Raw genomic sequence first — 26,840 nt, 5'->3', positions numbered from 1 at the left:
GCAATTTGTAATAATTTTTCTTAATTAAAAAAATTTCTGATAGAATACACAAAAATTAACACAACACAGGAAAAAATTATGGATGAAAATCAAAGAAAATCATTAGATTTAGCTATTAAACAAATCGACAAAGCTTTTGGGAAAGGTACCTTAGTAAGACTAGGAGATAAAGAGACTGTTCCTGTTGAAGCAATAAGTACAGGGTCATTGGGACTTGATTTAGCTCTAGGAGTTGGTGGATTGCCAAAAGGAAGAGTAATTGAAATTTATGGACCTGAATCTTCAGGTAAAACTACTCTTACTTTACATGCAATTGCAGAATGCCAAAAAGCAGGAGGAGTTTGTGCATTTATTGATGCAGAACATGCCTTAGACGTTGTTTATGCAAAAAACCTAGGTGTTGATACAGATAACTTACTTGTTTCTCAACCAGATTTTGGAGAGCAAGCTTTAGAAATACTTGAAACAGTTATTAGAAGTGGAGCTGTTGATTTAATAGTTGTGGATTCAGTTGCAGCACTTACTCCAAAAGTTGAAATTGATGGAGATATGGATGACCAACAAGTTGGTGTTCAAGCTAGACTTATGAGTAAAGCTCTTAGAAAAATCACTGGAATTTTACATAAAATGAACTGTACAGTAATTTTTATTAACCAAATAAGAATGAAAATTGGAATGACAGGATATGGCTCTCCTGAAACAACAACTGGAGGAAATGCACTTAAATTTTACTCTTCAGTTAGACTTGATATTAGAAGAATAGCAACACTTAAACAAGCTGAAAATTCTATAGGAAATAGAGTAAAAGTAAAAGTAGTAAAAAATAAAGTTGCACCTCCATTTAAACAAGCAGAATTTGACATCATGTTTGGAGAAGGTATTTCTAAAATGGGTGAGCTTGTTGACTATGGTGTTAAACTTGACATTGTTGATAAAGCAGGTGCTTGGTTTAGCTATAACGATAGTAAAATTGGACAAGGAAAAGAAAATTCAAAAGTATTTTTAAGAGACAATCCTGAAATAGCGAAAGAAATAGAAGGTAAAATACTTGAAGCTATGGGAGTAAATGGCTCTATATTAATGGGTGGAGATACTTCTGAAGAAGAGGAAGATTAATCTAAGAGTTTTTCTCTTAGGTTAAAAATTTATTACATATTTTACTACTAAATAACACACAAATCAAACATTAAAAATCATATCACAAAACATAAAAGAACTTTAAAATGAAACTTTAGATAAAATCAAATAAATTTAAATATTTATAGGAGACCTACGTGGTATTTATTGATAACATTTATGCTGATGAAGTATTAGATTCAAGAGGAAATCCAACAGTTAGAGCAACAGTAATTTTAAGTGATGGTACAAAACAAAGTGCAATCGTTCCAAGTGGAGCAAGCACTGGGAAAAGAGAAGCTTTAGAACTTAGAGATGGTGATAATAGATTTTTAGGAAAAGGTGTTTTAAAAGCAGTTGAAAATGTAAATACTACAATTGCAAATGAATTAATAGGTTTAAGCCCTTATAATCAAGCAGAAGTTGATGCAACAATGAAAGACATTGATGGAACACACAACTACTCAAATTTAGGTGCAAATGCTGTATTAGGTGTTTCTATGGCTGTTGCACGTGCTGCAGCTGCTTCTTTACAAATTCCATTATATAGATATTTAGGTGGTGCAAATGCTATGACTATGCCAGTTCCTATGTTTAATATTATCAATGGTGGAGAGCATGCAAATAACTCAGTTGATTTTCAAGAATATATGATTATGCCTGTTGGTTTTGAAGATTTTAATGAAGGATTAAGAGCAACAGCTGAGATTTACCAACACTTAAAAAAAGTAATTGATGGTATGGGTGAAAGTACAGCAGTTGGTGATGAAGGTGGATTTGCTCCAAATTTAAAATCAAATGAAGAACCAATCCAAGTAATTATGACTGCAATAGAAAAGGCTGGATATAAAGCTGGTGAGCAAGTTGCTATTGCACTAGACGTTGCAGCAAGCGAGCTTATCAATGATAAAGGTCTTTATGTATTAAAATCAGAAAATAGAGAATTAACTTCAAAAGAGTTAGTTGCTTATTATGCTGACTTATGTTCTAAATATCCAATCGTATCTATTGAAGATGGATTAAGTGAAGATGACTGGGATGGATGGAAAATATTAACTGCTGAATTAGGTTCAAAAGTTCAACTTGTGGGAGATGATTTATTCGTAACAAATGCAAATATTCTTGCTGAAGGTATCCAAAAAGGTATAGCAAATGCAATTTTAATCAAACCAAATCAAATTGGAAGTGTAAGTGAAACAATGCAAACAATTAGATTAGCACAAAGAAACAACTATAATTGTGTTATGTCACATAGATCTGGTGAATCAGAAGATGCCTTTATTGCTGATTTTGCTGTAGCTTTAAATTGTGGGCAAATCAAAACTGGAAGTACAGCTAGAAGTGATAGAATCGCTAAATATAACAGACTTTTAGAAATTGGTTCTGAAATAGCATATGCTGAATATTTAGGAAAACAACCTTTTTCTAAAAAATAATAACATAAAATGGAAAAAGAAAATAAACATTATCTTAATAAAGAGATAAAACGATTTACCGTAATAGCAATAATTTCTATTGCTATTACGCTTTTTCTAAGCTATCATGTGGCAAACTTACTCTTTGGAGTAAATTCTTTTGAGGTTTATAAATCACTAAAAGGCAAAAAGTCTTACTTACTAAGTGAAATAAATAGACTTCAAGAGAGTAATGCTAGATTACAAAAAGAGTATTTTGAATTAAAAAATTTGGAGCCAGAAGAATGAAATCTTTACCTTTAATTGTTACATCACTACTATTGGTTGCTTCTTTAGAAGCAAGGGAAAATCCGTTTATGCCAACAAAAGCATATGATGATGAAGTTGCTAGACTTATGGAAATAGATGAAAATTATCCTCCTGAGTTTCTACAAAAAAATCAAAATATTGAAACAGAAGATATGACACCAATTTTGCATGAGGGTGATGTAAACAAACCACTACCAACAGCTGTTGCAAAAAGTGAAGAAGAGATGAAAAAAGAGCAAATGAAAAAAGAAGCTCAAATACAAAAAGAAAAAGAACTTCAAGAAGCACTAAAAAAAGTAGAAATGGCAAAAAAAGAAGCAGCAAAAGCTAAAATGGAAAAAGAAAAAGCATTGGCAAAGGCAAAAGAGCTTGAAGAAAGAGGTCCAGTAGTATATGTTAAACCTAGACCACAAGAAGAAACTACACCTCAAGAAGAACCAAAAATGCAAGATGAAATGCAAATGGAAGTTAAAAGTATAAAAGTTTTACCATTTTTAACAATTGAATACTCAAACAATAAAATGACTTTAAATAGTAAATATAAAATTATGAAAAAATTCTATTTAGAAGATGAAAAAAAATTAATCATTGATTTTAAAGGAAATGTTTCATTTTTTACTAAAAAAATCAGTTTAGATTCTACTAATTTCAAACAACTAATTGCTGGAAATCATAAAGAAGAACAGTTTTTTAGAGTTGTAATTTTAGTAGAAAATATGCCATCAACTTATGATATCTCATTTGATGATGAGTTAGTTTACGTTACTTCTAAATAAAAAATAAGTAAGTAGTTTTATTATTATCATTACAATTAAAACTTCTAAAATAGAAGCTAAAATAAAAGCATAATAGTAAAACTGCGTTATACTATGGTTATGATATGCCAAAGTTATAACTGCAATCAAAAGAGTAAGTGGCATAGAATGAGAAAGCCCAATAAGTAAAAACTTCCCTCCTTTTAACTCTTTCATAAACAAAAATGAAGCTACAAATCTAATAAAAATCATAGCTGCAACTATTGATAAAGCCTTAGTAAAAAGTCCATCATGGAAAAGTGCTTCAATTTCAAAAGATGAGCCAACATAGATAAAAAAGATTGGAACTAACCAACCAAATCCAAAGTGTTCTAACTTTGTAGGGAGTGCTTTGTTATGCTCAAAAAAGGTTTTAATAAAAGTACCTGCAATAAAAGCTCCAAATGCAACTTCAAGCTTTAAATAAATCATTATAGTAATTAATAAAAAGAAAATTGCCATAGACACTCTTATATCTTGTTCTTGATGGTCTTCATCTGGCATTAGATATCTTTTAATTTCAGGATACCACCACAATAAATTATGGAAAATTTTATATACAACTAAAAGAGTTAGTAAAAAACCTGTAAAAAGCATCATAGTTTTTACAAATTCCCAACCAAAACCAACTTCCCAGCCTGCAGAAACTGTTGTTAAAACTATAATAGAAACAATCTCACCTACAAGACCAACTAAAATTGATAAAGAGACCCAATCCTCTTCCCCATACTCTTTTTTAAGGGCTGCTAACATCCCAATTGAGATTAAAGGAAGGGTAACAATAAAAATATTACTTAAATCAAAATACCATGCAATCAAAAAAGACAAGGAAAATAATATACCATTATAAACTAAAGACTTTTTCAAAATCAAAGGGTCAGAATTTATAATTCTTCTTAAATCAACTTCAAGACCTGCCAAAAACATCAAGTATAAAAACCCTAGTTCTGCTACAAGTTCTAAAATTGAGTGCTCTACAATTAGTGAAAAATATACAGCAATTGCACCTAATATAATTTCAACAGGAACCGTTGGTATTTTGGTAAATTTAGATACTAACGGTGAGATAAAAATTATTATCGATATTGAAATTATTATTAAGATTTCTTCTGTCATTTATTTTCCTAAGATTAATCTCTTTCTCTTTTTATTTTAAATCCTAATTTCTCAAGCTCTTGCATATCTTCAGCAGGAGATTTTCCTGCAGTTGTTAAATAATCACCTATTACAAAGGCATTAGCACCTTTTTCAAAGATTTTATATTGTTCATCACCAAACATAAGTTCCCGTCCACCAGCAACCATAATCTTCATGGCATTTGGAACCATTTTTCTAGCTAATGCAATCAATTCAAAAGCCTCTTCCCTTGTAACACTATTTTCAACTATTGGTAAAGCTTTGTTTGGATGAAAAAAGTTTAAAGGAACATTCATAGGCTCCAATGAAGCAATTGATTCAAGCATAGAAACCCTTTGTTCTTGTGTTTCTCCAAGTCCAAATATTCCACCACACACAAGTCTTAGTCCTACTTCTTTTACATTTTTACAAGTTTGATATCTCTCTTGCCAAGTATGTGTTGTAACAATTTCAGGGTAAAAATCTTCTGCTGTCTCTAAATTGTGATTATAAGCATCAACACCAGCTTCTTTAAGTGTTTGTAGTTGTTCAACACTTGCAGTTCCATTACATGCAATTAAGATAAGTCCTAAATTCTCTTTTTTAACAGCTCGTGCGGCTTCACATACAAATTCAAGTCTTTTATCATCTAAACCTTTTCCAGCAGTTACTAGACAAAATCCATTTGCATTATTTGCTTTTGCTCTTTTTGCTTCTTCAACAATTTGTTCAATCTCTTTTCTTTTATATCTTAAAATATCTGCTTTGTACTTTACACTTTGAGTACAAAACTTACAGTCTTCATTACATGTACCACTTTCGATATTACAAATAGCACATAAAAAAATCTCTTTATTTTCGTTCATATCTTATCTCTTTTTTTAAAAATTCTTTTTCATTTATATTTTTTGAGTAATAATTAATTATATACTCATTTGGGTTAATTTCCAACAATACGCACTCCACAAGTGGTTTCTCCCTTGCACATACCTCTCCTGGATTTAAAAATAATGTTCCATTTTTATATTCACATTCAAATATATGCGTATGTCCAAAAATAACAATATCACTGTCTGCATTTAGATAAAAAGGAAGGTGCATAAGTTTAAACTTTATATCTTCTATTTTAAAATAATATGGTTCTTTTTCTATTTTGTATTCATTTGAAAATTGAAGTAAAGAGTTATCATTATTTCCAAATACACTTACATATACTAAACCTGAATTTTTAAGCAGTTCTAAATTCTCTTTTAGACACAAATCACCTGCGTGGATTAGATAATTTGCACCTTCTGATTTTAAAAACTCTATAGCCTCTTGTGTGAAATCAACTTTTTTGTGACTATCAGAAAGAACTGCTATTTTCAAAATTATTTCTCTTTTTTAGCAGTTGTTTTCTTTGTAGTTTTTTTAGCCGGTGCTTTTTTTGCAGTTGTCTTCTTCTCTGCCACTTTTTTAGCTGGTGCTTTTTTAGATGTTTTAGAATCATTTTCTATTATGCTAAGACAATCTTCTAGTTCTAAGGCACTAGCATCTTTTCCTTTTGGTATTTTGTAGTTCTTTCTACCTTGTTTAATATATGGACCATAACGCCCTTCTAAAACTTGAATTTTCTCTTTTTCAAAGTTTTTAATTGTAGCTTTTTCTTTCTCTTCATCAAGTTTTTTTATAAGTTCTAAAGCTCTTGAAATCTCAATTGTATATGGATCATCTTCTTTCAAAGAGTAATATTTACTTTTAACTTGTAAATAAGGTCCAAATCTTCCAATATTTGCTTTTACTTCTTCACCTTCATTTGTTTTCCCTACAACTCTTGGAAGGGTAAATAAAAACAACGCTTCTTCAAGGGTGATAGTATCCATATTAAGATGTTCAGGTATAGCTACAAAAAGTGGTTTATCTTCATCATCTTTTGTTCCTATTTGCACAAATGGTCCAAATCTTCCTACTCTTGCACTTACTGGTTTTCCAAATTTTGGGTCAATCCCTATTTCTCTAATTTGTAAATAATCTTCTTTATTTACACTCTCTTCTTTTTCATCAATTGTTTTTTTGAAATCCCCATAAAACTCTTGCATAACTTGTTGCCAAGCAATTTTTCCCTCTGCAATATCATCAAACTCTTCTTCAACACGTGCAGTAAAACCTAAGTCAACAATATGAGGAAAGTGGTCAGTTAAAAAAGAGTTTACAACTTCACCTGTTGGTGTGGGTGCTAGTTTTTTATCCTCTGTTTTAACAACATACTCTCTTGCTTGAATAGTTGATATTGTTGGTGCATATGTTGATGGTCTTCCAATACCTTCACTCTCTAATTTTTTTACTAAAGATGCTTCTGTGTAACGTGCTGGCGGTTTTGTAAAGTTTTGTTCTAACTCTAAATTTTCTAATTCTAAAACTGTTCCAACTTTTATTGTAGGTAATATTTTTTCACTACTATCAAGGGCAGCTTCTGGATTATCACTACCTTCTGTATATACTTTCATAAATCCAGGGAAAATAATTCTTTGTCCCTTAACTTGAAATTCATACTCTTTATTTTTTCCTGCACTTATTTTATATGTAGTATTTGCTATTTTTGCTGTGCTCATTTGAGTTGCAAGTGTTCTTTTCCAAATAAGACTATAAAGTTTATATTGAGCATTATCAACATAAGCTTTTATCATGCTTGGTTTCAAGCTTAAATCAACTGGACGTATAGCTTCGTGAGCCTCTTGTGCTCCTTTTGCTGTTGATTTATATACTCTTGGAGATTTTAAACTGTATTCTGCCCCATACTCTTTTTCAATAACCTCTTTTGCTGCACTTGTTGCAACTTTTGAAAGATTTAATGAGTCAGTTCTCATATATGTAATCAAACCACCTGTATGATTAGGAATATTTTGAATATTTCCTTCATATAATTGTTGAGCAATAATCATTGTTTGTTTTACTGAATATCCAAGTTTTCTACTAGCTTCTTGTTGAAGTGTTGATGTAGTAAAAGGAGCTGCAGGATTTCTTTTACTTTCACTCTCTTCTATATCAAAAAGTTCAAAGTTACCTTGATTTATAGAAGATTCTATCTCTTTTGCTTCTTGCTCATTTTTTACTTTTTTTACTTTTCCATCAATTTTTGCTAATTCAGTTTTTAATTCAGGATTTATAAAATCAGCTTTTATTTTCCAAAACTCTTCTGGAACAAAAGCTCTTATCTCATTTTCTCTATCAACTATAATTCTAACAGCTACAGATTGAACTCTTCCAGCACTAAGTCCATATCTAACTTTTTTCCATAATAGTGGAGAAAGTTCATATCCTACAGCTCTATCAAGTATTCTTCTTGCTTGTTGAGCATCTACTAGATTTTGGTTTACTTCTCTTGGGTTTTCCAAAGCTTCAAGTATTGCACCTTTTGTAATTTCGTGAAATACTATTCTTTTTAGTGGATTTTTTTCAACTTTAAGTGCAGGGATAAGATGCCATGCAATAGCTTCTCCCTCCCTATCCTCATCGGCTGCGAGGTAAATAGTTGTATCTTTTGTTATCTCTTTTTTCAAATCAGCAATTACTTTTCGTTTATCCGTGGAAATTAGATATTGGGGTTTGAAATTATCTGCTGGATCAAATCCTAGTTTTGACTTTGGTAAGTCCCTTACATGTCCCATTGATGCCATAACTTTATAATCATTGCCAAGGAATTTTGAAATTGTTTTTGCTTTTGCTGGTGATTCTACGATAACTAAATTTTTCACTATAAAAATAACCCCACTAATTTTTTTCGAACACGAATTCTAACATAATTAGATTAAAAGCACTTAAGCTTTAAAATTAACATTTTTATCTAAAAAATTATAACTTCCGTTTGTAAATCGATATTAAACTCTGATTTTACCTTTGTTTTTGCTAGATTTATTAAAAATATTGCATCTTCAAAAGTTCCACCACCATCATTTACTAAAAAATTTGCATGTACTTTTGAAAAGGACATGCCATTTTTACTAAACCCTTTTAAACCAACTTGTTCAATCAATCTACCTGCACTATCTCCCACAGGATTTTTAAAACAGCTTCCAGCACTTGGAGTTTGTGGCTGATTATCTCTCATTTTTGTAAAAAGTTCATTCATCTCTTTACTATATCCACTTGATATATTAAAAACAAGTTCATATACAATAGTATCTATATTTGTATATCTATACCCATATTGTATATCTTCTTTTTTTATGTATCCATCTTTTGTTTTGATGGAATCAATATAATTAAAAATTTCCCACTCTTTTAAGCCTGCGTTCATTTTTATTAAACCACCTAGGTTTCCTGGAAGTTTTCCTAAAAATTCAAAATTTGCAAGGTTGTGTTTTTTTGCATAAGATAAAAGCTTTCCTGATTTTGTTGCACAGCCAACATATAACTTATCTTCTTTTTGTTTTATATAATCAAACTCTTCACCTAAAACTGCAAATTTTGGAGGAGTGTTTGAAATAAGAAGATTATTTGCTCTACCAATAATTTGGTATCCATTATAATTTCCTATCTCATTTATAACTAAAACCTCAACAACAGGTCCAATGTGAATTGATGAATATTTAGAAAAATCGATTAGCTTAACATAATTATTCATTATTCACTTTTCAATATTCATTTAGAACGAAGTTCACTATATTCACTTGGAATTAAAAATTCACGTGATTTTATAAGATTTCCATAAAAACCATGTTTAAAACCTAATTCATAAAGCTTATCAAGTGCTTCATATTGAATCTCACTTAACTCAATAGAATCATCATTTGCATAAAGGTCTAAATATTTATCAAGGGTTGGAGCATCAACTCTTATTAAACCTCTTTCTAAAAGCATTTCAGAAAGTATTTTTTTATTTTTATTTGCAACATTAACTGCTTTTATTAAAGTATTTTCATAATCAATTGCATAATTTAATGGAATTGATCTTCGCAAACACATCCCACCAAGAGGAAGAGGTAACTCTTTTCCAGCTAGTTCTTGCCAAATATCCCAAATCTCTCTTTCTACTTCCAAACTTTCATCATAAGTAAGTATTGATTCATGGATTAATACACCTGCATCAACAACTCCATCAAGAACTGCTTGTTCAATATCCAAAAAGTTCATATAAGTAATTCTAGCATCTGGGTAAGCTATTCTAAATAGTAAAGCATTTGTCGTAAATTCTCCACTAAGTGCCACTTTAAAATTCTTTTTTAATTTAGTATCTTTTTTCTTAACAAGTTTTGGTCCATATCCATTTCCAAATGAAACTGCAGTTTTTAAAAGTGCATAATCATCTTTAACAAAAGGATATAAAGCAAAAGATATTGCACAAATATCATAAACCCCATTTATAGTAGCCTGATTTAACGTCTCTATATCATCTGCAATATTTTCAAAAATGGTATCTTTAGGAGTAACCCAACCAAACTTTATAGCATAATACATAAAAATATCATCAGCATCAGGTGAGTGAGCAACACTAATTTTTCTCAAAACTTATCCTTCTTTTTTAATGAGAAAGATTGTATCAAGTTATGGTTTTATCTTTGGTTATGCAAATATTTATATTTAAATATTTTGTTAATATAATGTTAAAATAAAAGAGTATAATTAGTTATATTAATTAAGGAGAGTATTATGAAAGCATATAAATTTGTCTTTATGACTTTGGTTTCAGTCTCACTTGTTTCAGCACTAAATGCTGTAGATTTAACAAAAAAAGGTCCTATGAGCTTTGAAGATTATGATAGTGATAAAAATGGCTTTATTTCAGAATCTGAATTTTATGATTTAAGAGCAAAAAGAATGAATCTAAAAATACAACAAGGTATGCCTATGAAAAATGCAGGCAATGCTCCGGCTTTTGAAGAATTTGACACAAATGGAGATAAACAACTGACTAAAATGGAACTTCTTGAAGGTCAAATGAAAAATATGAGCAATAAAAAAAGCCAAAAAGGTATGAATCAAGGTAAAGGTATGGGTCAAGGACAAGGCATGGGAAAAGGGATGAATAATTCCAATTAATTTTCACAAGGTCATCTGACCTTGTGATTTTCTAATAACCAGAAATCTGAATATAGTATGATATAGTTTCTAAAATATTTTGAATAAAGAATATTGAAATTATAGTAAATATTGCACAAATACCAACCACTACTTTACTTGTAATTGTAGCATTTTCCATATATTTTACTCCATCAATAGTAGGCTCTTTTAAGAACATATAAACAATTGGTCTTAGATAATAAAACGCAGCAATTGCAGAGTTTAATGCCATAATTAGTGCTAAAACAATATACCCACCATTTACAGCAGCGCCTAAAAGATACATTTTTCCCCAAAATAAAGCAAAAGGTGGAATTCCTGCAAGGGAAAGTAAAAATAATCCAAAAATAACTGCGGTCATAGGAGATAAATTTATAAGCCCTGCATATTTATCCAAATCATGGTCTGTTCTAAAGGTTTTATAATCTTTATTTCTATTTAACCATAACATTGCAAAAGCACCAAGGTTTGTAAATAAAAATAAAATCCAATATAAAAACATTGCCGTTGTAGCATGTGTTGTTCCTATCAAAATTGCAGACATTACAAAACCTGCATTTGAAATAGATGAGTATGCTAACATTCTATTTATATCTTTTTGTAATAGGGCTATAACATTTGGAATGGTCATTGTTAAAACAACAATTGCAATTAGAATTGCTTCCACAAACATATTTCCAGAAGATACAAATATCTCAAAAAATCTTAAGGCAACTATAAAACCTGCCATTTTTGGGACAATTGACATAAACCCAGCCAAGGAAGCAGTTGAACCCTCATAAACATCAGCAACCCACACATGAAAAGGTACTAAAGATAATTTAAATCCAAGTGCTGAAAGTATAAATACAACCCCAAGTAATACTAAAGGATAATTTTCAAAATCTGAAGTTACTAATACTTCAGAGATTTTACCAAACTCAACTGTTCCAGTTAGTGCATAAAAAATCAATGAACCAAATGCAAATAATCCCGCTGCTAATGCCCCCATTGTAAAGTATTTAATTGCAGCTTCAATTGCATTTGCCCTATTGTGCATTGCAATCATAGTATAAAGTGCCATAGATGATGTTTCAAGTCCCACAAAAATTAGAATAAGAGAATCAGAACTTACCATAAACTGAAAACCTGCAATCATAAACAAATATAAAGCAAAATATTCAGGATATCTTTGTTCATTGAATCTTTGTTTTGTAAAAGATAATAAAATAAATAAAATCGAAGCGATAATAATAATTGATTGTGCAAGTATTGCAATACCATCAATTAACATCAAATCAAACATACCTCTTACATCACCACTATATCCAAGAAGCGTCCCTAAATCTACAATCAAAAATAGAACTGCCAAAATAATATATAAAGATTTATCAAGTTTTTTATTTGCTAAATCTACACATAAAATAACTAAAGCTCCAACAATTGCAATTATCATAGGAGCTAAGGTACCAATATTTAAACTTGCAAAATCAATTGAAATAGCTGGTATCATTATTTTGCCTCCCCAATTGTATTAGATAAAGTTAATTGTGCTTGTGAAGTTGGATTTTGTGCTTTTAATTTCATAATTTCAACTAAGTGTTTTACAGAAGTATTAACTGGCTCTAAAACTGGTTTTGGATAAACACCTAAAATAATAACTAAAGCAACCAAAGGAATCAAGGCAACTAATTCTCTCCCTTTTGCATCTTCTAAAGTCTCATTTTTAGGATTAGTTATTGGGCCAAAAAAAGTTTTTTTGTATAAAACTAACATATAAACAGCTCCTAAAATTATAGTAAGTCCAGCAATCAATGTAAGTACAGGAGAAACTTTAAAGAATCCCAATAAAGATAAAAATTCACCCACAAATCCTATTGTTAAAGGAAGTCCAACCGATGCCATTAACATAATTCCAAAAATAGTTGCATACTTCGGCATCACTTTTGCCAATCCTCCAAATTCACTCATCATCTTTGTATGTCTTCTATCATAAATCACACCCACTAACATAAACAGAGCCCCTGAAACAATACCATGTGAAATCATAAGAAAAATTGACCCACCAATCCCTTCTACATTTAAAGCAAATGTTCCTAAAATAATTACCCCCATATGTGATACTGAAGAGTAAGCTACAACTTGTTTAATATCTTCTTGGGCATAAGCTACCATAGCTGTATAAACAATAGCGACAAGTGCTAATATAGCCATTGGTATCATAAAATAAACAGTAGCATCAGGAAATAGCGGAAGAGAAAATCTAATAAACCCATAAGTCCCCATTTTAAGCAAAACAGCAGCTAGTATCACAGAACCAATTGTTGGTGCTTGACCGTGAGCATAGGGAAGCCACGTATGAAATGGTACCATTGGTACTTTGATAGCAAATCCTAGGAAAAATGCAACAAATAACCAAATTTGCATATCAAATGGAAGTAAAAGCATATTCCAATCTAAAATATTAAAACTCCAATTTCCAGTTGTCACATAATAAACATATCCAAAATAAAGCATACCAATAAGCATAACAAGAGAACCAGTAAATGTATAAATAAAGAATTTAATAGAAGCATAAATTCTTAAATTTCCACCCCAAGCACCAATTATATAAAGCATTGGAATAAGTGATAATTCCCAAAATAGATAAAAAACTATTGCATCTAAAGCTAAAAATACACCTACCATGGTCATTTCTAAAAATAAGACCGTAATAATCATATTTTTTAAAGCTCTAGTTTCAGTTAAACCTATAATTGAAATCATTGTCATAAAAGTAGTCATAAGAATTAAAAATAGTGAAATACCATCTATCCCTACCACATAATTAATCCCATAAGCACTAATTAAAGGTAAAGTTTCCATAAACTGCATATCTGCAATTGTACTATCAAAACCATACCATAAAATAAGTGAAATCAAAAACTCTACAGCAGTTACAATAATTGCATAAGCTCGAATAGAGTCACTTTTTACTAAAAATCCAATAAATGCAGCAAATGCCGGAAAAAATATTAAAATTGATAAAATATGTTCCATACTTTCTAACCCTTTACTTTAAAAACCCAAGTGCTACACTTAGAACTAATAATAAAACAAACCCGTAAACCATCACTTTTAATAGTGTCGATAAATCACCTGATTGAAGAGGTCTAACCCCTTTACCTGATGTATAAACAACTTTTCCAATACCATCAACAATGAAATCAATGATTTTAAGATCAATAAATTTCCATGCAAATTTACTTAAAGCTAAATATGGTCTATTTATTACATACTCTAAAAAATGAGGCATAAAATATTGATTTGCCAACAATTTATAACAAAATCTATTTTTCAAACTTTCACTAAAATATGTACCACTTTTTTTATGTTTAAACACTGCAAATAAAATACCAGCTATTGCAATAGCACTTGTTACTGCTATTAAAATATTTAACGTCGAGTGATCAACATGAATCTCAAGATTAGGTAAAACTTTTGTAATCATTTGTACAAATGAATCTTGAAACCACCCTGCAATAATTGCTAAAATAGCTAGTGGTGTCATGGCAGCAATTACAAATGGATATGTTTCATGAGGGTGATAACCAAACTTTTTAAAGTTTTCTTCCCCATGAAACACATACATAATAAGTCTAAATGAATAAAAGGCAGTAAGTCCAGCAGTTATCCATAAAATTGCCCATAAAATATAAGCATGATGTCCAAAAGCAACTTCAAGAATTAAATCTTTTGAGAAGAAACCAGCAAGCGGGAAAATACCAGCTAGTGCAGTTGAAGCAATTGTCATAATAATAGATGTTGCTTTCATATGCTTATGAAGTCCACCCATATTTTTGATATTTATCTCATCATTAGTAGCGTGCATAACATTTCCAGCCCCTAAGAAAAGAACTGATTTAAAGAAAGCATGAGTTGCTAAGTGAAATAAGGCTACCCAATAAGCTCCAAGACCAGCAGCAACAAACATATATCCAAGCTGACTTAAAGTTGAAAATGCAATAATTTTTTTAATATTAGTTGCAACAAGTGCTTGAGATGCTGCAAAAATTGCAACAAAAGCACCTAGACTTGCTATAAAATATCCAACTTCAGGAACTACAGTAAATATCTCATTTGCTCGAACTACTAAATAAACTCCTGCTGTTACCATTGTAGCTGCATGGATTAAAGCTGAAACAGGAGTAGGACCTTCCATTGCATTTGCTAGCCATTGATTAAATGGAAATTGTGCTGATTTACCCATCGCACCCACAAATAAAAATGCTGCAATTGCTACTATTAATCCATGAGATAAAGTTCCAATTTCATTAAATACAACATCATATTGTAAAGAACCTAGGTTCCAGTAAATTAAAAATAAACCTACTAACATACCAAGGTCTGCAACTCTATTCATAATAAAAGCTTCATTTGCAGCATACCCTGGACTTATTGACGAATATGGTGATAGTGTTGAATATGGAGAGTTATAAATATCACTTGTAAGTGCTTTGTCTTCTTTATGATACCAAAACCCAATTAATCCCCAAGAACATAATCCAACTCCTTCCCAACCTATAAACAATCCTGCAAAGTTATCACTCATAACTAAAATCATCATAGAAAAAACGAAAGCTGAAAGCCATGCAAAAAATCTATTAAATGATTTGTCATGGTCCATATATCCAATAGAGTGAATATGTACCATTGTAGATACCATTGTAACAACACACATCATAGTAACACTTACAGCATCAGCCACAAATCCAAATGGAATATTTACATTACCAATTACTATCCAATCCATTAGTTTTACATTTACAGTTTCACCTGTATTTAAAATATGAAAAAGTAAAACTAAAGAAGCAATCAATGAAACAGCTAACATAAAACTTGTAAAAATACCTGTAAATAATGTTCTTGGTTTCATTGAAAACAATGCTGCAACAAGAGAACCAATAAGGGGAGCAAAAAGTGCTATATATACAAATTTTTCCATCTACCCCTCCATACTTTGAATAGTGTCTAAGTTGATTGAATTTTTTCTTTTAAATAATAAAATAAGTAATCCTAATCCAATAGCTACTTCACTTGCTGCAATTGCTATTATAAAAAATGCAAACATTTGACCTGTTAAATCTTGATGATAATGTGAAACTGCAGCAAGTCCTATATTTACTGCATTTAACATTATTTCTGTAGCAAAAAATAGCATTAAAAGATTTTTTCTTCTAATCACACCTATTAAACCTAAACAAAATAGAAGTGAAGAAAGTATTAAATATGCGTTTAAACTCATTTGCTATCCTTTTCATTTGATGCTTCGAGAGCATCAATTTCTTCTTCACTAAGTTCTGAATAAGATACATCCATTTTCTTTCCTGCAAGTATAATTCCACCAATCATAGCAACAAGTAACATCACGGCTGCAACTTCAAATGGAACTAGAAATTTAGTAAATAAAATAACTCCAACATCTTGTGTATTTCCATATTCTGGATGAACTGCATATTCTGATAAAATATTATCTGATACGATTGGAGATACAAAGGCAATTACAATAATAACTGCTGCCATTCCACTTAATAAAAATACTAATCTAGGATTTTGAATTCTCTCTTTTACTTCACTCATAGAATCAAAGAACATCATTCCAAAGGCATAAAGTGCCATAACAGCACCTGTATAAACTACTATTTGAACAACGCCTAAGAAGTCAGCATTTAGTAAAAAGAAAAAAGCAGAGATAAAAATCATACCAGCTGCAAGGGCACTAAGTGCATACAGAGCATTATTTGTAAATACCGTTATTCCAAACATAACAATAGTTAATATTGCAAACAGATAAAAAGCTACTATTTCAAACATCATATCTCCTAATACTCTAATGGAGTTTTTTTGATTTTTTCATCAGCATCTGGAGACACTGCCCCAAAACCAGGATACTCTTGTTGTTGTGTCAACTTATCAAGTGGAGTTAATAAATCATCTTTAACTACAAAATGAGCTCTTTGTTCACTTGCATTTTCATATCTTCCACCATGAACAATCGCAAGCTCTGGGCAAACTTCAGCACAATATCCACAAAAAATACATCTACCAAGGTTAATTGTATATTCTGTAACTTCTTTTCTAGAGTTTTCATCAATTTTTGTATCCATTCTAATACAATCAGAGATACAAATTTTTTCACAAAGTCCACATCCAATACATCTGTTCTCACCTGATTCTAAAAGTGCAAGTAATTTATGTACAGCTCTATATCTTGGTCCTATTGGAAGTTTTTCAGCTGGATATTGTACTGTGTGCATATTATTATTAAAAAGTGCTTCTTTCATCATGATAAACGTAACTTTAAGACCTGTAAAAAGTTCACCTTTTATCGATCTTTTAAATATTTGTTTAAACTCTTGCCATGGAGTTTCTGGAAAACTATTTTTTTGAATATTGATATAATCATGTTCGCTTATGTTTCTATTTTTTAGTTCATCTAATTTCATGCCAAACTCCTAAAACATCATCACAAAACCAGTAATCAAAATATTGATTACCGCTAATGGCATTAAAATTTTCCAACATAACCACATCAGCTGATCTGGTCTAACGTGAGGCCAAGATGCTCTTGTCCATAAGAAGAAAAATATTAAAAAAGATACTTTTAAAATAATTGCTAATCCACCAGGAATAAACCATAAATCATTGTATCCACCTAAGAAAATAAGTGAAATCAAAAATGAAATAGTAAATAGGTTAGCATACTCCCCTATAAAAAACATACCCCATCTCATACCTGAATACTCTGTTGCATATCCAGCAACAATTTCAGCTTCATGTTCAAGTAAATCAAATGGTGTTCTATTTGTCTCAGCAAAACCAGCAATTACAAAAAGAACAAAAGCTAATGGTTGAGTCCATACAATCCAAGAACCTACTCCTTCATTTTGATAATTATTTATATCAATTAAAGAAAGACTTCCAACTAACATAAGAGGTGCTAATAAAGCAAGTCCAGATACAACTTCATAAGATAAAAGTTGAATAGCAGTTCTTGCTCCTCCTAAAAGTGCCCATTTATTAGCACTACTCATACCAGCTAAAAGTGGTCCATAAAGTCCAACTGAAGCAACACCCATTACAAATAATACACCCACATTAATATCTGCAACAATTGGTCTAATCACATAACCAAATATTTCAAACTCTGGAAAAAAAGGAACTGCTGTCATAGCAATAAAAGCAGTAGCTGCTGTAATAATTGGGGCAATCATAAAAATAGGTTTTACGGCATTTTGAGGAATAAAATCCTCTTTTGTAAATAGTTTTATACCATCACAAATAATTTGTAAAATTCCATAAGGTCCCACATTTGTAGGTCCCAATCTTCTTTGCATAAAAGCCAATACTTTTCTTTCAATATAAGTTGTAAATCCAGCTATTGCAGAAAATACAGCTAATATAACTACAGCTTTAACAATTGTTTCGATAATAATACTTGTCTCCATATTACACCTTTTTTACATTTGCACTTGTAAATCTATATCCTGTAAAAAGTGCTTTTGTGTTTAACTCTTTTTCAAAAGTTGATACATATGCAATTTTTCCTGATACTTGATTATCAGTATATACATTCACTTCTATTTCAGTCCCATTTGTACTTAATACTACTTTATCCCCAGCACTTATTCCAAGTTCAGTTAATAATGTCTCATTGGCAAACATACCACTTTGTATATCATCTTTAAATTCATGGGCAATTGCAGTAAATTCATTAAATTGATTAATTGGATTTGCTTTATAAATAGTTATTTGTCCCTCATTTAATTGGAAAGTTTGATTTTCTTTTGAAAAGTTTTCTTCACTACTTTCCACATCAAAAGTATCTAAAATATAACCTCTATGCTCACTCCAATCATTTGCAAAATAGTTTGTTAAACTATCAAATTCAACTGATTGATACCCTTTAGAAGTTGGTAAAGCTTTTGTATATTCAATAGTATGTTCAACTTCACCTTCTAATAAAACATTTGCTATATCATTTAATACATAACCTTTATATGGTAATGCTGCATTTGTAGGAACAATTCGTTTATCAATATTTGTAAACGTTCCTTCTTGTTGGTTAAGAGCTGGCATATCTAAATCTCCATCTCCCAATGCTGATATTTGGAAATCTGCTTTTACGTTATATCCAACTGAATAACTTCCCTCAACTTCATCTAAATCACAAATTAAACTTACTCCTAAAGTGTTTGTAGAAGTTGGAATAATAATAACTTTAAATTCTGTATATTTTTCTATCATCGCTGCTAATTTTGCAAGATTTGAAGAATTTGGATGAGAAATTAAATCTTCCCCTAAAATCAATGTAAAAGTATCTTTTTTATCTTTCATATCATTGATTGTATCAAGTAAAGTAGCATCTGCATTTATTTCATCAAGAAGTCTCGTATATTCATACTCTACTTCTTTAGTAACTTTTTTAGGAACCATTTTAGTTACTTCTTTTTCTTCGCCTGTCTCTTCATCTTTTACTATTTCAACAACTTTTTCTTTTATCATTTCTGAAACTGATTTTACTCTTGTCTCTTTGTATGAATCTAAAATTGTTTGCATATTTTGTGGTAAATTTGAAGCAAATCTATCTAAAATAAAATATAAAACTGACTCTTCAGCCATTGGATTATGATAAATAAACTCTGTTGTTTTACCTCTTTTACCACACTGTTCCATCACTGGGTCACCCATAGGATGGAAATACAATCCAGCACCTTTATTCATAACTACAGAATTATTAAAAGCATATTTTGTATTTGGAGAATCAGATTTTAAATAAGCTCCCACTGAAATTACAAAATTTGAATTATGTATATCTTTTAAATCAGCACTATATAAACTCTTTCCACTAACACTTGAGTAAGCATCAAGGAATTTTTTATATAAAAGAGCATCATTATTAACTAATTTATAACCAAATTTCTCTTTTAATTTTTGTAAAATAAGTGCTTCTTCATTTGTAATAAATGAGTTAAATTTAATAGTATCTGCTTTTTTAAAGGCTTCAATTGCTTTATCAAAAGCAATTTTATCTTTTCCTTCAACTCTATTTTCAAAGTCATAGCCAAATCTAGCAGCTCCATTTAATGAAGCATAGTGATGTTCATTTGTTACTCTATATATTTTTTGCACATTATGATTTACAATAGACTCATGTTTTACTTCATAATAAATAAGTGCACAATCGCTCGAATGAGCATTTGCTGCTGGTATTTTTGTTAGCTCCCAAGAGTTTGATTTATATTGAAAATCATGAGATACTAATGCCCCAACTGGACAAACAGAAATACACTCTCCACAATCAACACATTTATCCTCTTCAAAGCCAATAAGAGATTTGTTTAGTTTATTCCACATAGAATAAGCATCTTTAGGCATAGTCTCTTTAAACTTACCTTGAATTGCTTCAGAATCTCTTTTTACTGTTGAAAGGGCATTTGAACCAATCATATCCTTACATACAGTTACACACTTCTCACAAACAATACATAAACCTGGGTCATAATTCATCACTCCCCAATGTTCTCTTGGTCTATTTACATCTCTTATAGCATAGCTTTGAGAGTCAACTTTTTGATAAAGAGTATAGTTTTGAAGTTCACAATCACCACTTTGGTCACAAACTCCGCATTGTAATGGATGGTTTACATCATAAACCTCCATAATTGCTCGTCTTTCTTTTTCAATGTTTTCAGTAGTTGTTGTAACTTCCATACCATCTTTTACTTTGGCATTACAAGCATAGATTTGTTTTCCACCTGATTCTACAAGACATAATCTACAAGCTAGTGTTGGTGAACATCTAGTTAAATAACAAATTGCAGGGATAAATATTCCATTTGCGCGGGCAACATTTAATACGGTTTCTCCCTCTTTAGCTTTTAGTTCTTTTCCATCAATTGTTAAAGTAATCATTTCACTCATTCTTCAACCTTTTCAATTTTTACTTGCTTATATCTATATCCTTGTGATAAAAAGCTCTCATCATCAGCTTTTACACCACATAAAGCGATAGTACCTTGTAGATTTTTGTCTAATTTAAATACTCTTTGAATACTTTGTTTTCCATAATTTAAAGAAATAACATCTTTGTTTGATACTTTTGCAACTTTTGAAAATGATTCACTTCCATATACAAATTCATCTTCATTGCTTGCGTATTTATATATTACTGTTCCATTATAAGATTTTAATTCAGCAACATCTTCTAACTCATCATTTGCATTTAAAATAAAATCAGATAAAGAAATAATATTAAAATCACTAAACTCTTTAAATGCTTTTATCATCGCTGAAATATTTGCAACTCTTTCGTGAGTAAATAAATCTTCTCCCAAAATGATTGTTTTAGTAGTTTTATTTAATGATTTTTCAACCATCTCTTCAAACTCTTCTTCTCCAGCACTACTTTCAGCAGAAATATAACCAATATCAAGTTCACTAAGATACTCTTCCAACTCATCGCTTCTATCTTTTGTAAAATATTCTAAAAGTAAAGCCAATATCCCCTCTTCACTTCCAACTTCATATTTTACAAATTGAGTACAGTAAAGCTTTACATCAATATCATCTACTGGGTGCATATAGATAAATTCTGCACTATTTTTTGCTATTGCTTCAATTATCAAATCATTCATTTTTGGTGAATCCTTTGAAATCATTGCCCCTAAACAAACAATATAATCACTTTTTGAAACTAATTCTAAATTCATATTTTACTCTTCATCATCGTCATTTATTTCTGACGTTTCTTCAATTTCTGCAACAGGTTTTGGTTCTGGTTTTACTTTTTTTACAACAATTGTCCAATCTACTTCATTGAACTTTAAAGAGTTCATCAATGTATATCCAGCTTCATAAACCACATCTGCTGATTTTTGAATATGTGAAAAATCTCCTATTTCAAAAAGGAATATTGCATTTTCACCATCAGCTATATCTTTATCCATAAGTTCTAACATTCTAGAGTAGAAATTATCTTTTAATGGTCTTAAATCATATCTTTTCATAAATCGCCTCCGTGGCTTCGCTTCGAAGTAAAGCAGTTTACTTTTTTCACGCTTCTCATCTATCAATCTCACCAAAAACCACGTTTAAATTACCAATAATAGTAACAACGTCAGCTAATTGATGACCTACTAAAACTTCTTCTAAAATTGCTGTATGCCAAAAAGATGGAGCTCGCAGTTTCATCTTATATGCGTATGGGCTACCATCACTTACAATCATAAATCCTAACTCACCTTTTGGTGATTCTGTTGCCACATAAACTTCACCTCTTGGAGGTCTCATACCTTGTGTAACTAAAACAAAATGTTGCATTAAGGCATAATTTTGAGTCATAATATCTTCTTTTGAAGCAGAAATATATTCTGGTGCATGTGCCATTAGTTCACATTTAGACTCTTTATACATAGGAATTAATTGTCTTAATATCTTTGCACTTTCTCTCATCTCTTGCATATGTATTTGGTATCTTGCAAAACTATCTCCAGCCGTTGCAACAGGAACATCAAAATCAAGCTCTGGATATAACCCATAAGGCATCTCTTTTCGTAAATCCCATTTTTGACCAGTTGCTCTTAGTATTGGTCCTGTACATCCCCATGATTTTGCTGTTTCATTATCTATTACTCCAACATTTTCAAGTCTCATTCTCCAGATTCTATTATCTGTTAAAAGTGCTTCGTATTTTGTAACTTCTGTTTCTAGGATGTTTAAATATTTTTCTAAATCTTCACACCAACCATCTGGTAAATCTAAAGGAACACCACCAATTCTAACAGCACTATGAGTAAGTCTTGCTCCACAATAATCTTCTATTAAATCTATTGCAAACTCTCTTTCTCTAAAAGCATAAAGGAAAACTGACATAGCTCCAACATCAAGAGCATGAGTTGCTAACCAAAAGAGATGTGACATGATTCTATTTATCTCTAAAAGCATAGTTCTTATAATCTCTGCTCGTCTTGGTGCTTCTATTCCTAAAAGCTTTTCAACAGCAAGTGCATAACCATAGTTATTAGAAGTAGCAGCAATATAATCCATTCTATCAGTTGTAGGTAAGAATTCATTATAAATCATATTCTCACCCATTTTTTCCATACCTCTATGTAAGTATCCAATATGGGGTCTTGATTTTACTATCTCTTCACCTTGAAGTTCTAGGATTAATCTCATTTGTCCGTGAGCAGATGGATGTTGTGGTCCAAAGTTAACCACCATAGTATTATCTGCTCTTTCAAAATTTATATTTTCAAAAAAAGGTTTTAGTCTATTGGTTTGTTGCATAATCTACCTTCTCTCATCTAATATTTTTGATTTATTTTCATCTAAATCTTTGATTAATCGTTTTCCAAATAGTTTAACTCCACCCTCTTCTGTGTAACCAAGTGGTGTTTGAGTTTCATTTCCTTCACTAATTGGTGTTCCAAATGGAACTTCATGTCCAAGTCTAGAGAATCTTGTAGTATCATATCTATCAACAGCCGCATCATCTCTCTCTTCTGGACCTATTTCAGCTCTTGCTTCTTTACCAAAGATATGGTCTACTTCGTACCATTGTGCAACTTCATCACCATGAAGAGGATAAGATTTTTTTAATGGATGGTCATACCAATCATCTGGCATAAGAATTCTTTTCATATTTGGATGATTTAGTATTTTAATTCCATACATATCGTACATCTCTCGCTCTGACCAATTTGCCATTTTAAATAGACCATAAACAGACTCTAATGTCTGTTTTTCTTCAATAAAACACTTAACTCTCATTCTTTTATGTTTAGTCATAGAAAGCATTTCATAAAAGATTTCAAATCCATTTCTAGTAGCTATATAATCTATTGCTGAAAGCTCCATAAGCATATCATATTCTAACTCTTCTTTTAAAAGTTTAAGGGTTTTTACATTATCTTCAGGTTTAACATATACAACTAACTCTTCCCTTTCAATATAACTTTCTAAAATCTGAATTTTTGAACTTATAGCTTCTATATCTTTTATATAAATCTCATCACTTCGTGGGTCAATTCTAGGAATTGTAGGAGTTACATAAAATCTGTCATTATAGTATGCTTTTTTTTGAACATTATCTTTAGGAGTATATTTTCTCATTATACTAACCTCTTTTTCTTTTTAGATAAAAATGCAGATTCTCTTCTTATCTTCTTTTGAAGCATCATAAGTGCATATTGCAGTGTTTCTGGTCTTGGAGCACAACCTGGAAGATAGATATCCACAGGAATTACCCTATCTACACCTTGAACAGTTGCATAGGTATTAAACATCCCACCTGTATTTGCGCAACTTCCCATAGAAATAACCCATTTAGGGTCAGGCATTTGGTCATACAATCTTCTCATATATTCAGCATGTTTTTTTGTTAGTGTTCCAGCTACAACGATAACATCAGCTTGTCTTGGACTCGCTCTAAATATTGTCCCAAATCTATCAAAGTCATATCTTGAAGCTCCCGTTGCCATCATCTCAATTGCACAACATGCCAACCCATAAGTTAAAGGCCATAAAGAGTTACTTCTTCCGAAGTTTACAATTTTGTCAACAGTTGTAAGAGCAATAGGTGCTCCACCGTCTTGAAAATATTTTATTTTATGCTGTGCCATTCAAGCGCTCCTTTTTTCCAAGCGTAAACAAAACCAATAGTTAATAAAAGAATAAACAAAATCATCTCTATAAAACCGAACCATCCTAAAACTTTAAAATCAACAGCCCAAGGAAACATAAAAATAATCTCTATATCAAAAAGTATAAATAATAATGCCATAAGGTAAAACTGTACAGAGATAGTATTTGGTTGTTTTGTAACTTCTGGTCCACATTCATAATATGTAGTTTTAAGTTTTTCAGTATCAAGTCTTGCCATCTTTCGGCTTACTAGCCTTGCTAACCATACTGTTGCTAAAAATGCAGCAAAAGTTAAAACAAACATCATAAAAACACCAAAATACGGATGAGCGAAATCCATATGAGTCATATTTATATCCTTAATTTAGTCGTACTAAATGAATTTAGTTTTATCATTTTAATTTATATTCAGCTAGATACTAGCAAAAATAATTTAAATCTAGACTTAATATTTTTACCATAAAATCGGCTAAAATTAAAAATAGCTTAGATAAAAATATACAATTTTTATCATTATTATTTCTATTTTTTATATTTACGGACAAAATGTATTAAATAATGGATTTATATTAATCCAATCTTAAAATAATATTAATAAAATCTATTAATATTATTTTATCATGTAGAGGCGTTTTTAAAACAGATTTAGAAGAATCCCACTTTATTTTCTTGGTCAAATTGAGACTTTTGTTCTTTAGATATTTGTTCTTGAAAATCTTCCATTTTAAAAATTGGTTCATCCATAACTGCAACTTTATATGCAGTATTTTTTATAATCAATTCTATTTGTCCACCAGTTAGTTCAACTTCAGATATTTTATTTATATCAAAATTCTTATCCAATGGAATATTTTCAGGTAATAACTTTTTCCAAATTTCTAGTCTTTGTTCTTTGTTTGGTTTAACAAACTCTATTTTATAGTTGAATCTTCTTGAAAATGCTTTATCTAGACTCTCCAAAAGATTTGTAGTTGCAATAAGTATTCCGTCAAATCTCTCTATTTGCTCCAAAAAGATATTTTGCATCTGATTGTGCATCTTATCACTACCACTTGTTGATTCTGTTACCCTTGAACTTAAAAACTGGTCAGCTTCATTTAATAAAAGTATTGGCTCTGATTTTGTTCTATCTTTTATATCGTTGTAAGTTTCAAAGATTTTTCTAACATTTTTTTCACTCTCCCCCACATACATAGAAAGAATTTTAGAACAATCAAATGCTAAAACTTGTCTTTTAAGTGATTTTGCTAAAGCTAAAGCAGTCAATGTTTTACCAGTACCAGCAACCCCATAAAAAATAATTCTAGCATCAATTCCTTTTTTCCTATCTTTTATTCCCCACTCTTTAAGTCTGTTGATAACTTTTTTATCAACTTGTTGTAAAAGTGCATCCAAGGTTTCTCTAGTCTTTGGATTTAAAACAACATCTTCCATAGTCTTATCTGTTGAGATAAGCTCAAACATATCCTGCTCTTTGATTACATTGTCAATTTTGATTTTTGCAGTTCTACTTTTTTTCTTAGTTGGATGTGAAATTTTATATAACACCTCATCAGGAATATAAAAGTTCCTATTTATCCCACCAAATGGAGTTAACATCTCATCATAATCCACAAGTCCAGTTGAAACAAGTTTTGAACTCTCTTCAAGAAGACTTCTATTTTTGATTTTTTCATAATCATCATGTGAAATCAAATCAATAAGTGAATTCATATCTCGTATTGACTCATCTCCTCCTGAATACTCCTCTTTTAAAAGAGCTATAAATATCATCTGCTCTTGTTCATTTAAGTCATTTTCTTTAAAAAATCCCACAAGCATAATCTCATTTGGAGTAGCTTGCACTCTCTCTTTAATCCTATTTTCCAAAAGTGTAAGTTTTGACTTTAGTCTTTTTATATTTGGTGATTTTTCATCAAAATTGTGTTTTACTACATTTAATTTTTGTGCCAAATCTATCTTGAAAAATTGGTCTTGTAAATACTCCAAATGATCACTATACTTTGTAACTTCTGGTAAAGACATATCCATAGAACCATCTTCCATAAGTTTTAAAAATGACGGTGTCAAAGATACACTTGAATTTAGTAATTCTAATTTTGATATTTCACTTAGTTTTATTGGAGTAAAAGAGTTTTGAACTAACCAACCAAGTTCAAGTAAAGATTTGATAACTTCTAGTTTATGAAGATGCTCATATTTTTTTACATCATAAAACTCTGATAAAATATCAATTACCATCAAAGCATCTCTACCATTTATATACTCTTTTGTAAGATGTTGAAGTATTTTCCCCTCTTCTAAATTACACTTCAACTGTATAAATAATTCATCTTTTTCTAAATCTATACTCTTTATAAATTTAATCAATTCATTCATTAATTGT

General features: G+C 30.6%; 26 protein-coding genes. 5 read left to right on the top strand and 21 right to left on the bottom strand.

Annotated elements, in window-relative coordinates; all coding sequences use genetic code 11:
- Nucleotides 1-78 precede the first annotated feature (78 nt).
- The 4 genes from recA to ACQY5W_RS07575 all read left to right on the top strand — a co-directional run bounded on the left by recA (nt 79) and on the right by ACQY5W_RS07575 (nt 3,616).
- The gene (gene recA, locus ACQY5W_RS07590) at nt 79-1,116 is read left to right on the top strand and encodes a recombinase RecA (RefSeq protein WP_428024360.1); all 1,038 of its coding nucleotides are present in this window, start codon (nt 79-81) and stop codon (nt 1,114-1,116) included.
- 158 nt (nt 1,117-1,274) lie between these two features.
- A complete protein-coding gene (eno, locus tag ACQY5W_RS07585; RefSeq protein ID WP_428024359.1) occupies nt 1,275-2,552 on the top strand; it encodes a phosphopyruvate hydratase in 1,278 nt (425 codons plus the stop codon).
- 9 nt (nt 2,553-2,561) lie between these two features.
- Complete coding sequence (locus tag ACQY5W_RS07580) at nt 2,562-2,819, top strand: septum formation initiator (protein WP_428024358.1); 258 nt, start codon at nt 2,562-2,564, stop codon at nt 2,817-2,819.
- On the top strand, nt 2,816-3,616 hold the full coding sequence (locus tag ACQY5W_RS07575; protein WP_428024357.1) for an AMIN domain-containing protein: 801 nt from the start codon (nt 2,816-2,818) through the stop codon (nt 3,614-3,616). The genes ACQY5W_RS07580 and ACQY5W_RS07575 overlap by 4 nt, the downstream gene beginning before the upstream one ends.
- Here ACQY5W_RS07575 and ACQY5W_RS07570 read toward each other — a convergent pair.
- From ACQY5W_RS07570 to ACQY5W_RS07545, 6 genes are all read right to left on the bottom strand, one after another.
- On the bottom strand, nt 3,593-4,750 hold the full coding sequence (locus ACQY5W_RS07570) for a cation:proton antiporter (RefSeq protein ID WP_428024356.1): 1,158 nt from the start codon (nt 4,748-4,750) through the stop codon (nt 3,593-3,595). The genes ACQY5W_RS07575 and ACQY5W_RS07570 overlap by 24 nt on opposite strands.
- 14 nt (nt 4,751-4,764) lie before the next feature.
- Nucleotides 4,765-5,616, bottom strand: coding sequence for a biotin synthase (locus tag ACQY5W_RS07565; RefSeq protein WP_428024355.1), 852 nt, complete (start codon nt 5,614-5,616; stop codon nt 4,765-4,767).
- Nucleotides 5,603-6,118, bottom strand: a complete 516-nt coding sequence (locus ACQY5W_RS07560) for a metallophosphoesterase family protein (protein ID WP_428024354.1) — start codon at nt 6,116-6,118, stop codon at nt 5,603-5,605. The genes ACQY5W_RS07565 and ACQY5W_RS07560 overlap by 14 nt, the downstream gene beginning before the upstream one ends.
- A 2-nt stretch (nt 6,119-6,120) precedes the next feature.
- Entirely contained in the window at nt 6,121-8,484 is a 2,364-nt protein-coding gene (gene topA, locus ACQY5W_RS07555) for a type I DNA topoisomerase (RefSeq protein ID WP_428024353.1), read from the bottom strand.
- An 89-nt stretch (nt 8,485-8,573) separates the two neighbouring features.
- Nucleotides 8,574-9,353 (bottom strand): UDP-N-acetylmuramate dehydrogenase, encoded by a 780-nt coding sequence (locus tag ACQY5W_RS07550; RefSeq protein WP_428024352.1) that lies wholly within the window; start codon nt 9,351-9,353, stop codon nt 8,574-8,576.
- A gap of 17 nt (nt 9,354-9,370) precedes the next feature.
- Nucleotides 9,371-10,234 (bottom strand): menaquinone biosynthesis family protein, encoded by an 864-nt coding sequence (locus ACQY5W_RS07545; RefSeq protein WP_428024351.1) that lies wholly within the window; start codon nt 10,232-10,234, stop codon nt 9,371-9,373.
- 144 nt (nt 10,235-10,378) lie between these two features.
- Here ACQY5W_RS07545 and ACQY5W_RS07540 point away from each other — a divergent pair, with 144 nt between their 5' ends.
- Entirely contained in the window at nt 10,379-10,768 is a 390-nt protein-coding gene (locus ACQY5W_RS07540) for an EF-hand domain-containing protein (RefSeq protein ID WP_428024350.1), read from the top strand.
- Nucleotides 10,769-10,799: 31 nt separating this feature from the next.
- Here the strand turns inward: ACQY5W_RS07540 and nuoN are convergent, their stop codons facing one another.
- From nuoN to ACQY5W_RS07465, 15 genes are all read right to left on the bottom strand, one after another.
- Entirely contained in the window at nt 10,800-12,281 is a 1,482-nt protein-coding gene (gene nuoN, locus ACQY5W_RS07535) for an NADH-quinone oxidoreductase subunit NuoN (RefSeq protein WP_428024349.1), read from the bottom strand.
- Nucleotides 12,281-13,807: an NADH-quinone oxidoreductase subunit M gene (locus ACQY5W_RS07530; protein ID WP_428024348.1), complete on the bottom strand. Its 1,527-nt coding sequence runs from the start codon at nt 13,805-13,807 to the stop codon at nt 12,281-12,283. Before ACQY5W_RS07530 ends, nuoN begins: the two co-directional genes overlap by 1 nt.
- Nucleotides 13,808-13,820: 13 nt before the next feature.
- The gene (gene nuoL, locus ACQY5W_RS07525) at nt 13,821-15,752 is read right to left on the bottom strand and encodes an NADH-quinone oxidoreductase subunit L (RefSeq protein ID WP_428024347.1); all 1,932 of its coding nucleotides are present in this window, start codon (nt 15,750-15,752) and stop codon (nt 13,821-13,823) included.
- Nucleotides 15,753-16,052 (bottom strand): NADH-quinone oxidoreductase subunit NuoK, encoded by a 300-nt coding sequence (gene nuoK, locus ACQY5W_RS07520; protein WP_428024346.1) that lies wholly within the window; start codon nt 16,050-16,052, stop codon nt 15,753-15,755. It abuts the gene before it with no gap.
- On the bottom strand, nt 16,049-16,621 hold the full coding sequence (locus tag ACQY5W_RS07515) for an NADH-quinone oxidoreductase subunit J (protein ID WP_428024345.1): 573 nt from the start codon (nt 16,619-16,621) through the stop codon (nt 16,049-16,051). The genes nuoK and ACQY5W_RS07515 overlap by 4 nt, the downstream gene beginning before the upstream one ends.
- Before the next feature lie 8 nt (nt 16,622-16,629).
- Nucleotides 16,630-17,253: an NADH-quinone oxidoreductase subunit NuoI gene (nuoI, locus tag ACQY5W_RS07510; protein WP_428024344.1), complete on the bottom strand. Its 624-nt coding sequence runs from the start codon at nt 17,251-17,253 to the stop codon at nt 16,630-16,632.
- 9 nt (nt 17,254-17,262) lie between these two features.
- Complete coding sequence (gene nuoH, locus ACQY5W_RS07505; RefSeq protein ID WP_428024343.1) at nt 17,263-18,255, bottom strand: NADH-quinone oxidoreductase subunit NuoH; 993 nt, start codon at nt 18,253-18,255, stop codon at nt 17,263-17,265.
- Nucleotide 18,256: 1 nt separating this feature from the next.
- Entirely contained in the window at nt 18,257-20,731 is a 2,475-nt protein-coding gene (locus ACQY5W_RS07500) for an NADH-quinone oxidoreductase subunit G (RefSeq protein WP_428024342.1), read from the bottom strand.
- Nucleotides 20,728-21,519 (bottom strand): hypothetical protein, encoded by a 792-nt coding sequence (locus ACQY5W_RS07495; protein WP_428024341.1) that lies wholly within the window; start codon nt 21,517-21,519, stop codon nt 20,728-20,730. The genes ACQY5W_RS07500 and ACQY5W_RS07495 overlap by 4 nt, the downstream gene beginning before the upstream one ends.
- A gap of 3 nt (nt 21,520-21,522) precedes the next feature.
- Entirely contained in the window at nt 21,523-21,816 is a 294-nt protein-coding gene (locus tag ACQY5W_RS07490) for an NADH-ubiquinone oxidoreductase subunit E family protein (RefSeq protein ID WP_428024340.1), read from the bottom strand.
- A 55-nt stretch (nt 21,817-21,871) separates the two neighbouring features.
- A complete protein-coding gene (gene nuoD / locus ACQY5W_RS07485) occupies nt 21,872-23,098 on the bottom strand; it encodes an NADH dehydrogenase (quinone) subunit D (protein WP_428024339.1) in 1,227 nt (408 codons plus the stop codon).
- 3 nt (nt 23,099-23,101) lie between these two features.
- Nucleotides 23,102-23,923 (bottom strand): NADH-quinone oxidoreductase subunit C, encoded by an 822-nt coding sequence (locus ACQY5W_RS07480; protein ID WP_428024338.1) that lies wholly within the window; start codon nt 23,921-23,923, stop codon nt 23,102-23,104.
- Nucleotides 23,923-24,432, bottom strand: a complete 510-nt coding sequence (locus ACQY5W_RS07475) for a NuoB/complex I 20 kDa subunit family protein (RefSeq protein WP_428024337.1) — start codon at nt 24,430-24,432, stop codon at nt 23,923-23,925. Before ACQY5W_RS07475 ends, ACQY5W_RS07480 begins: the two co-directional genes overlap by 1 nt.
- Complete coding sequence (locus ACQY5W_RS07470; protein WP_428024336.1) at nt 24,414-24,803, bottom strand: NAD(P)H-quinone oxidoreductase subunit 3; 390 nt, start codon at nt 24,801-24,803, stop codon at nt 24,414-24,416. Before ACQY5W_RS07470 ends, ACQY5W_RS07475 begins: the two co-directional genes overlap by 19 nt.
- 296 nt (nt 24,804-25,099) lie before the next feature.
- Nucleotides 25,100-26,833: an ATP-binding protein gene (locus ACQY5W_RS07465; protein ID WP_428024335.1), complete on the bottom strand. Its 1,734-nt coding sequence runs from the start codon at nt 26,831-26,833 to the stop codon at nt 25,100-25,102.
- Nucleotides 26,834-26,840 lie beyond the last annotated feature (7 nt).

Source organism: Arcobacter sp., from assembly GCF_050300555.1.
GTDB lineage: Bacteria > Campylobacterota > Campylobacteria > Campylobacterales > Arcobacteraceae > Arcobacter.
Note: the sequence above shows the minus strand (reverse complement) of the source record. Positions and strands in the feature narration are given on the sequence as shown.

Excerpts from the sequence above, each read along its gene's own strand:
- ACQY5W_RS07570 (WP_428024356.1), bottom strand. The coding sequence starts at position 4,750 with ATGACAGAAGAAATCTTAATAATAATTTCAATATCGATAATAATTTTT.
- nuoL (WP_428024347.1), bottom strand. The coding sequence starts at position 15,752 with ATGGAAAAATTTGTATATATAGCACTTTTTGCTCCCCTTATTGGTTCT.
- ACQY5W_RS07475 (WP_428024337.1), bottom strand. The coding sequence starts at position 24,432 with ATGGCACAGCATAAAATAAAATATTTTCAAGACGGTGGAGCACCTATT.
- nuoD (WP_428024339.1), bottom strand. The coding sequence starts at position 23,098 with ATGCAACAAACCAATAGACTAAAACCTTTTTTTGAAAATATAAATTTT.
- ACQY5W_RS07490 (WP_428024340.1), bottom strand. The coding sequence starts at position 21,816 with ATGAAAAGATATGATTTAAGACCATTAAAAGATAATTTCTACTCTAGA.
- nuoN (WP_428024349.1), bottom strand. The coding sequence starts at position 12,281 with ATGATACCAGCTATTTCAATTGATTTTGCAAGTTTAAATATTGGTACC.
- ACQY5W_RS07495 (WP_428024341.1), bottom strand. The coding sequence starts at position 21,519 with ATGAATTTAGAATTAGTTTCAAAAAGTGATTATATTGTTTGTTTAGGG.
- recA (WP_428024360.1), top strand. The coding sequence starts at position 79 with ATGGATGAAAATCAAAGAAAATCATTAGATTTAGCTATTAAACAAATC.
- nuoK (WP_428024346.1), bottom strand. The coding sequence starts at position 16,052 with ATGAGTTTAAACGCATATTTAATACTTTCTTCACTTCTATTTTGTTTA.
- nuoH (WP_428024343.1), bottom strand. The coding sequence starts at position 18,255 with ATGGAGACAAGTATTATTATCGAAACAATTGTTAAAGCTGTAGTTATA.
- ACQY5W_RS07550 (WP_428024352.1), bottom strand. The coding sequence starts at position 9,353 with ATGAATAATTATGTTAAGCTAATCGATTTTTCTAAATATTCATCAATT.
- ACQY5W_RS07500 (WP_428024342.1), bottom strand. The coding sequence starts at position 20,731 with ATGAGTGAAATGATTACTTTAACAATTGATGGAAAAGAACTAAAAGCT.
- ACQY5W_RS07580 (WP_428024358.1), top strand. The coding sequence starts at position 2,562 with ATGGAAAAAGAAAATAAACATTATCTTAATAAAGAGATAAAACGATTT.
- ACQY5W_RS07480 (WP_428024338.1), bottom strand. The coding sequence starts at position 23,923 with ATGAGAAAATATACTCCTAAAGATAATGTTCAAAAAAAAGCATACTAT.
- ACQY5W_RS07470 (WP_428024336.1), bottom strand. The coding sequence starts at position 24,803 with ATGACTCATATGGATTTCGCTCATCCGTATTTTGGTGTTTTTATGATG.
- nuoI (WP_428024344.1), bottom strand. The coding sequence starts at position 17,253 with ATGAAATTAGATGAACTAAAAAATAGAAACATAAGCGAACATGATTAT.
- ACQY5W_RS07565 (WP_428024355.1), bottom strand. The coding sequence starts at position 5,616 with ATGAACGAAAATAAAGAGATTTTTTTATGTGCTATTTGTAATATCGAA.
- ACQY5W_RS07515 (WP_428024345.1), bottom strand. The coding sequence starts at position 16,621 with ATGTTTGAAATAGTAGCTTTTTATCTGTTTGCAATATTAACTATTGTT.
- ACQY5W_RS07540 (WP_428024350.1), top strand. The coding sequence starts at position 10,379 with ATGAAAGCATATAAATTTGTCTTTATGACTTTGGTTTCAGTCTCACTT.
- ACQY5W_RS07575 (WP_428024357.1), top strand. The coding sequence starts at position 2,816 with ATGAAATCTTTACCTTTAATTGTTACATCACTACTATTGGTTGCTTCT.
- ACQY5W_RS07465 (WP_428024335.1), bottom strand. The coding sequence starts at position 26,833 with ATGAATGAATTGATTAAATTTATAAAGAGTATAGATTTAGAAAAAGAT.
- ACQY5W_RS07530 (WP_428024348.1), bottom strand. The coding sequence starts at position 13,807 with ATGGAACATATTTTATCAATTTTAATATTTTTTCCGGCATTTGCTGCA.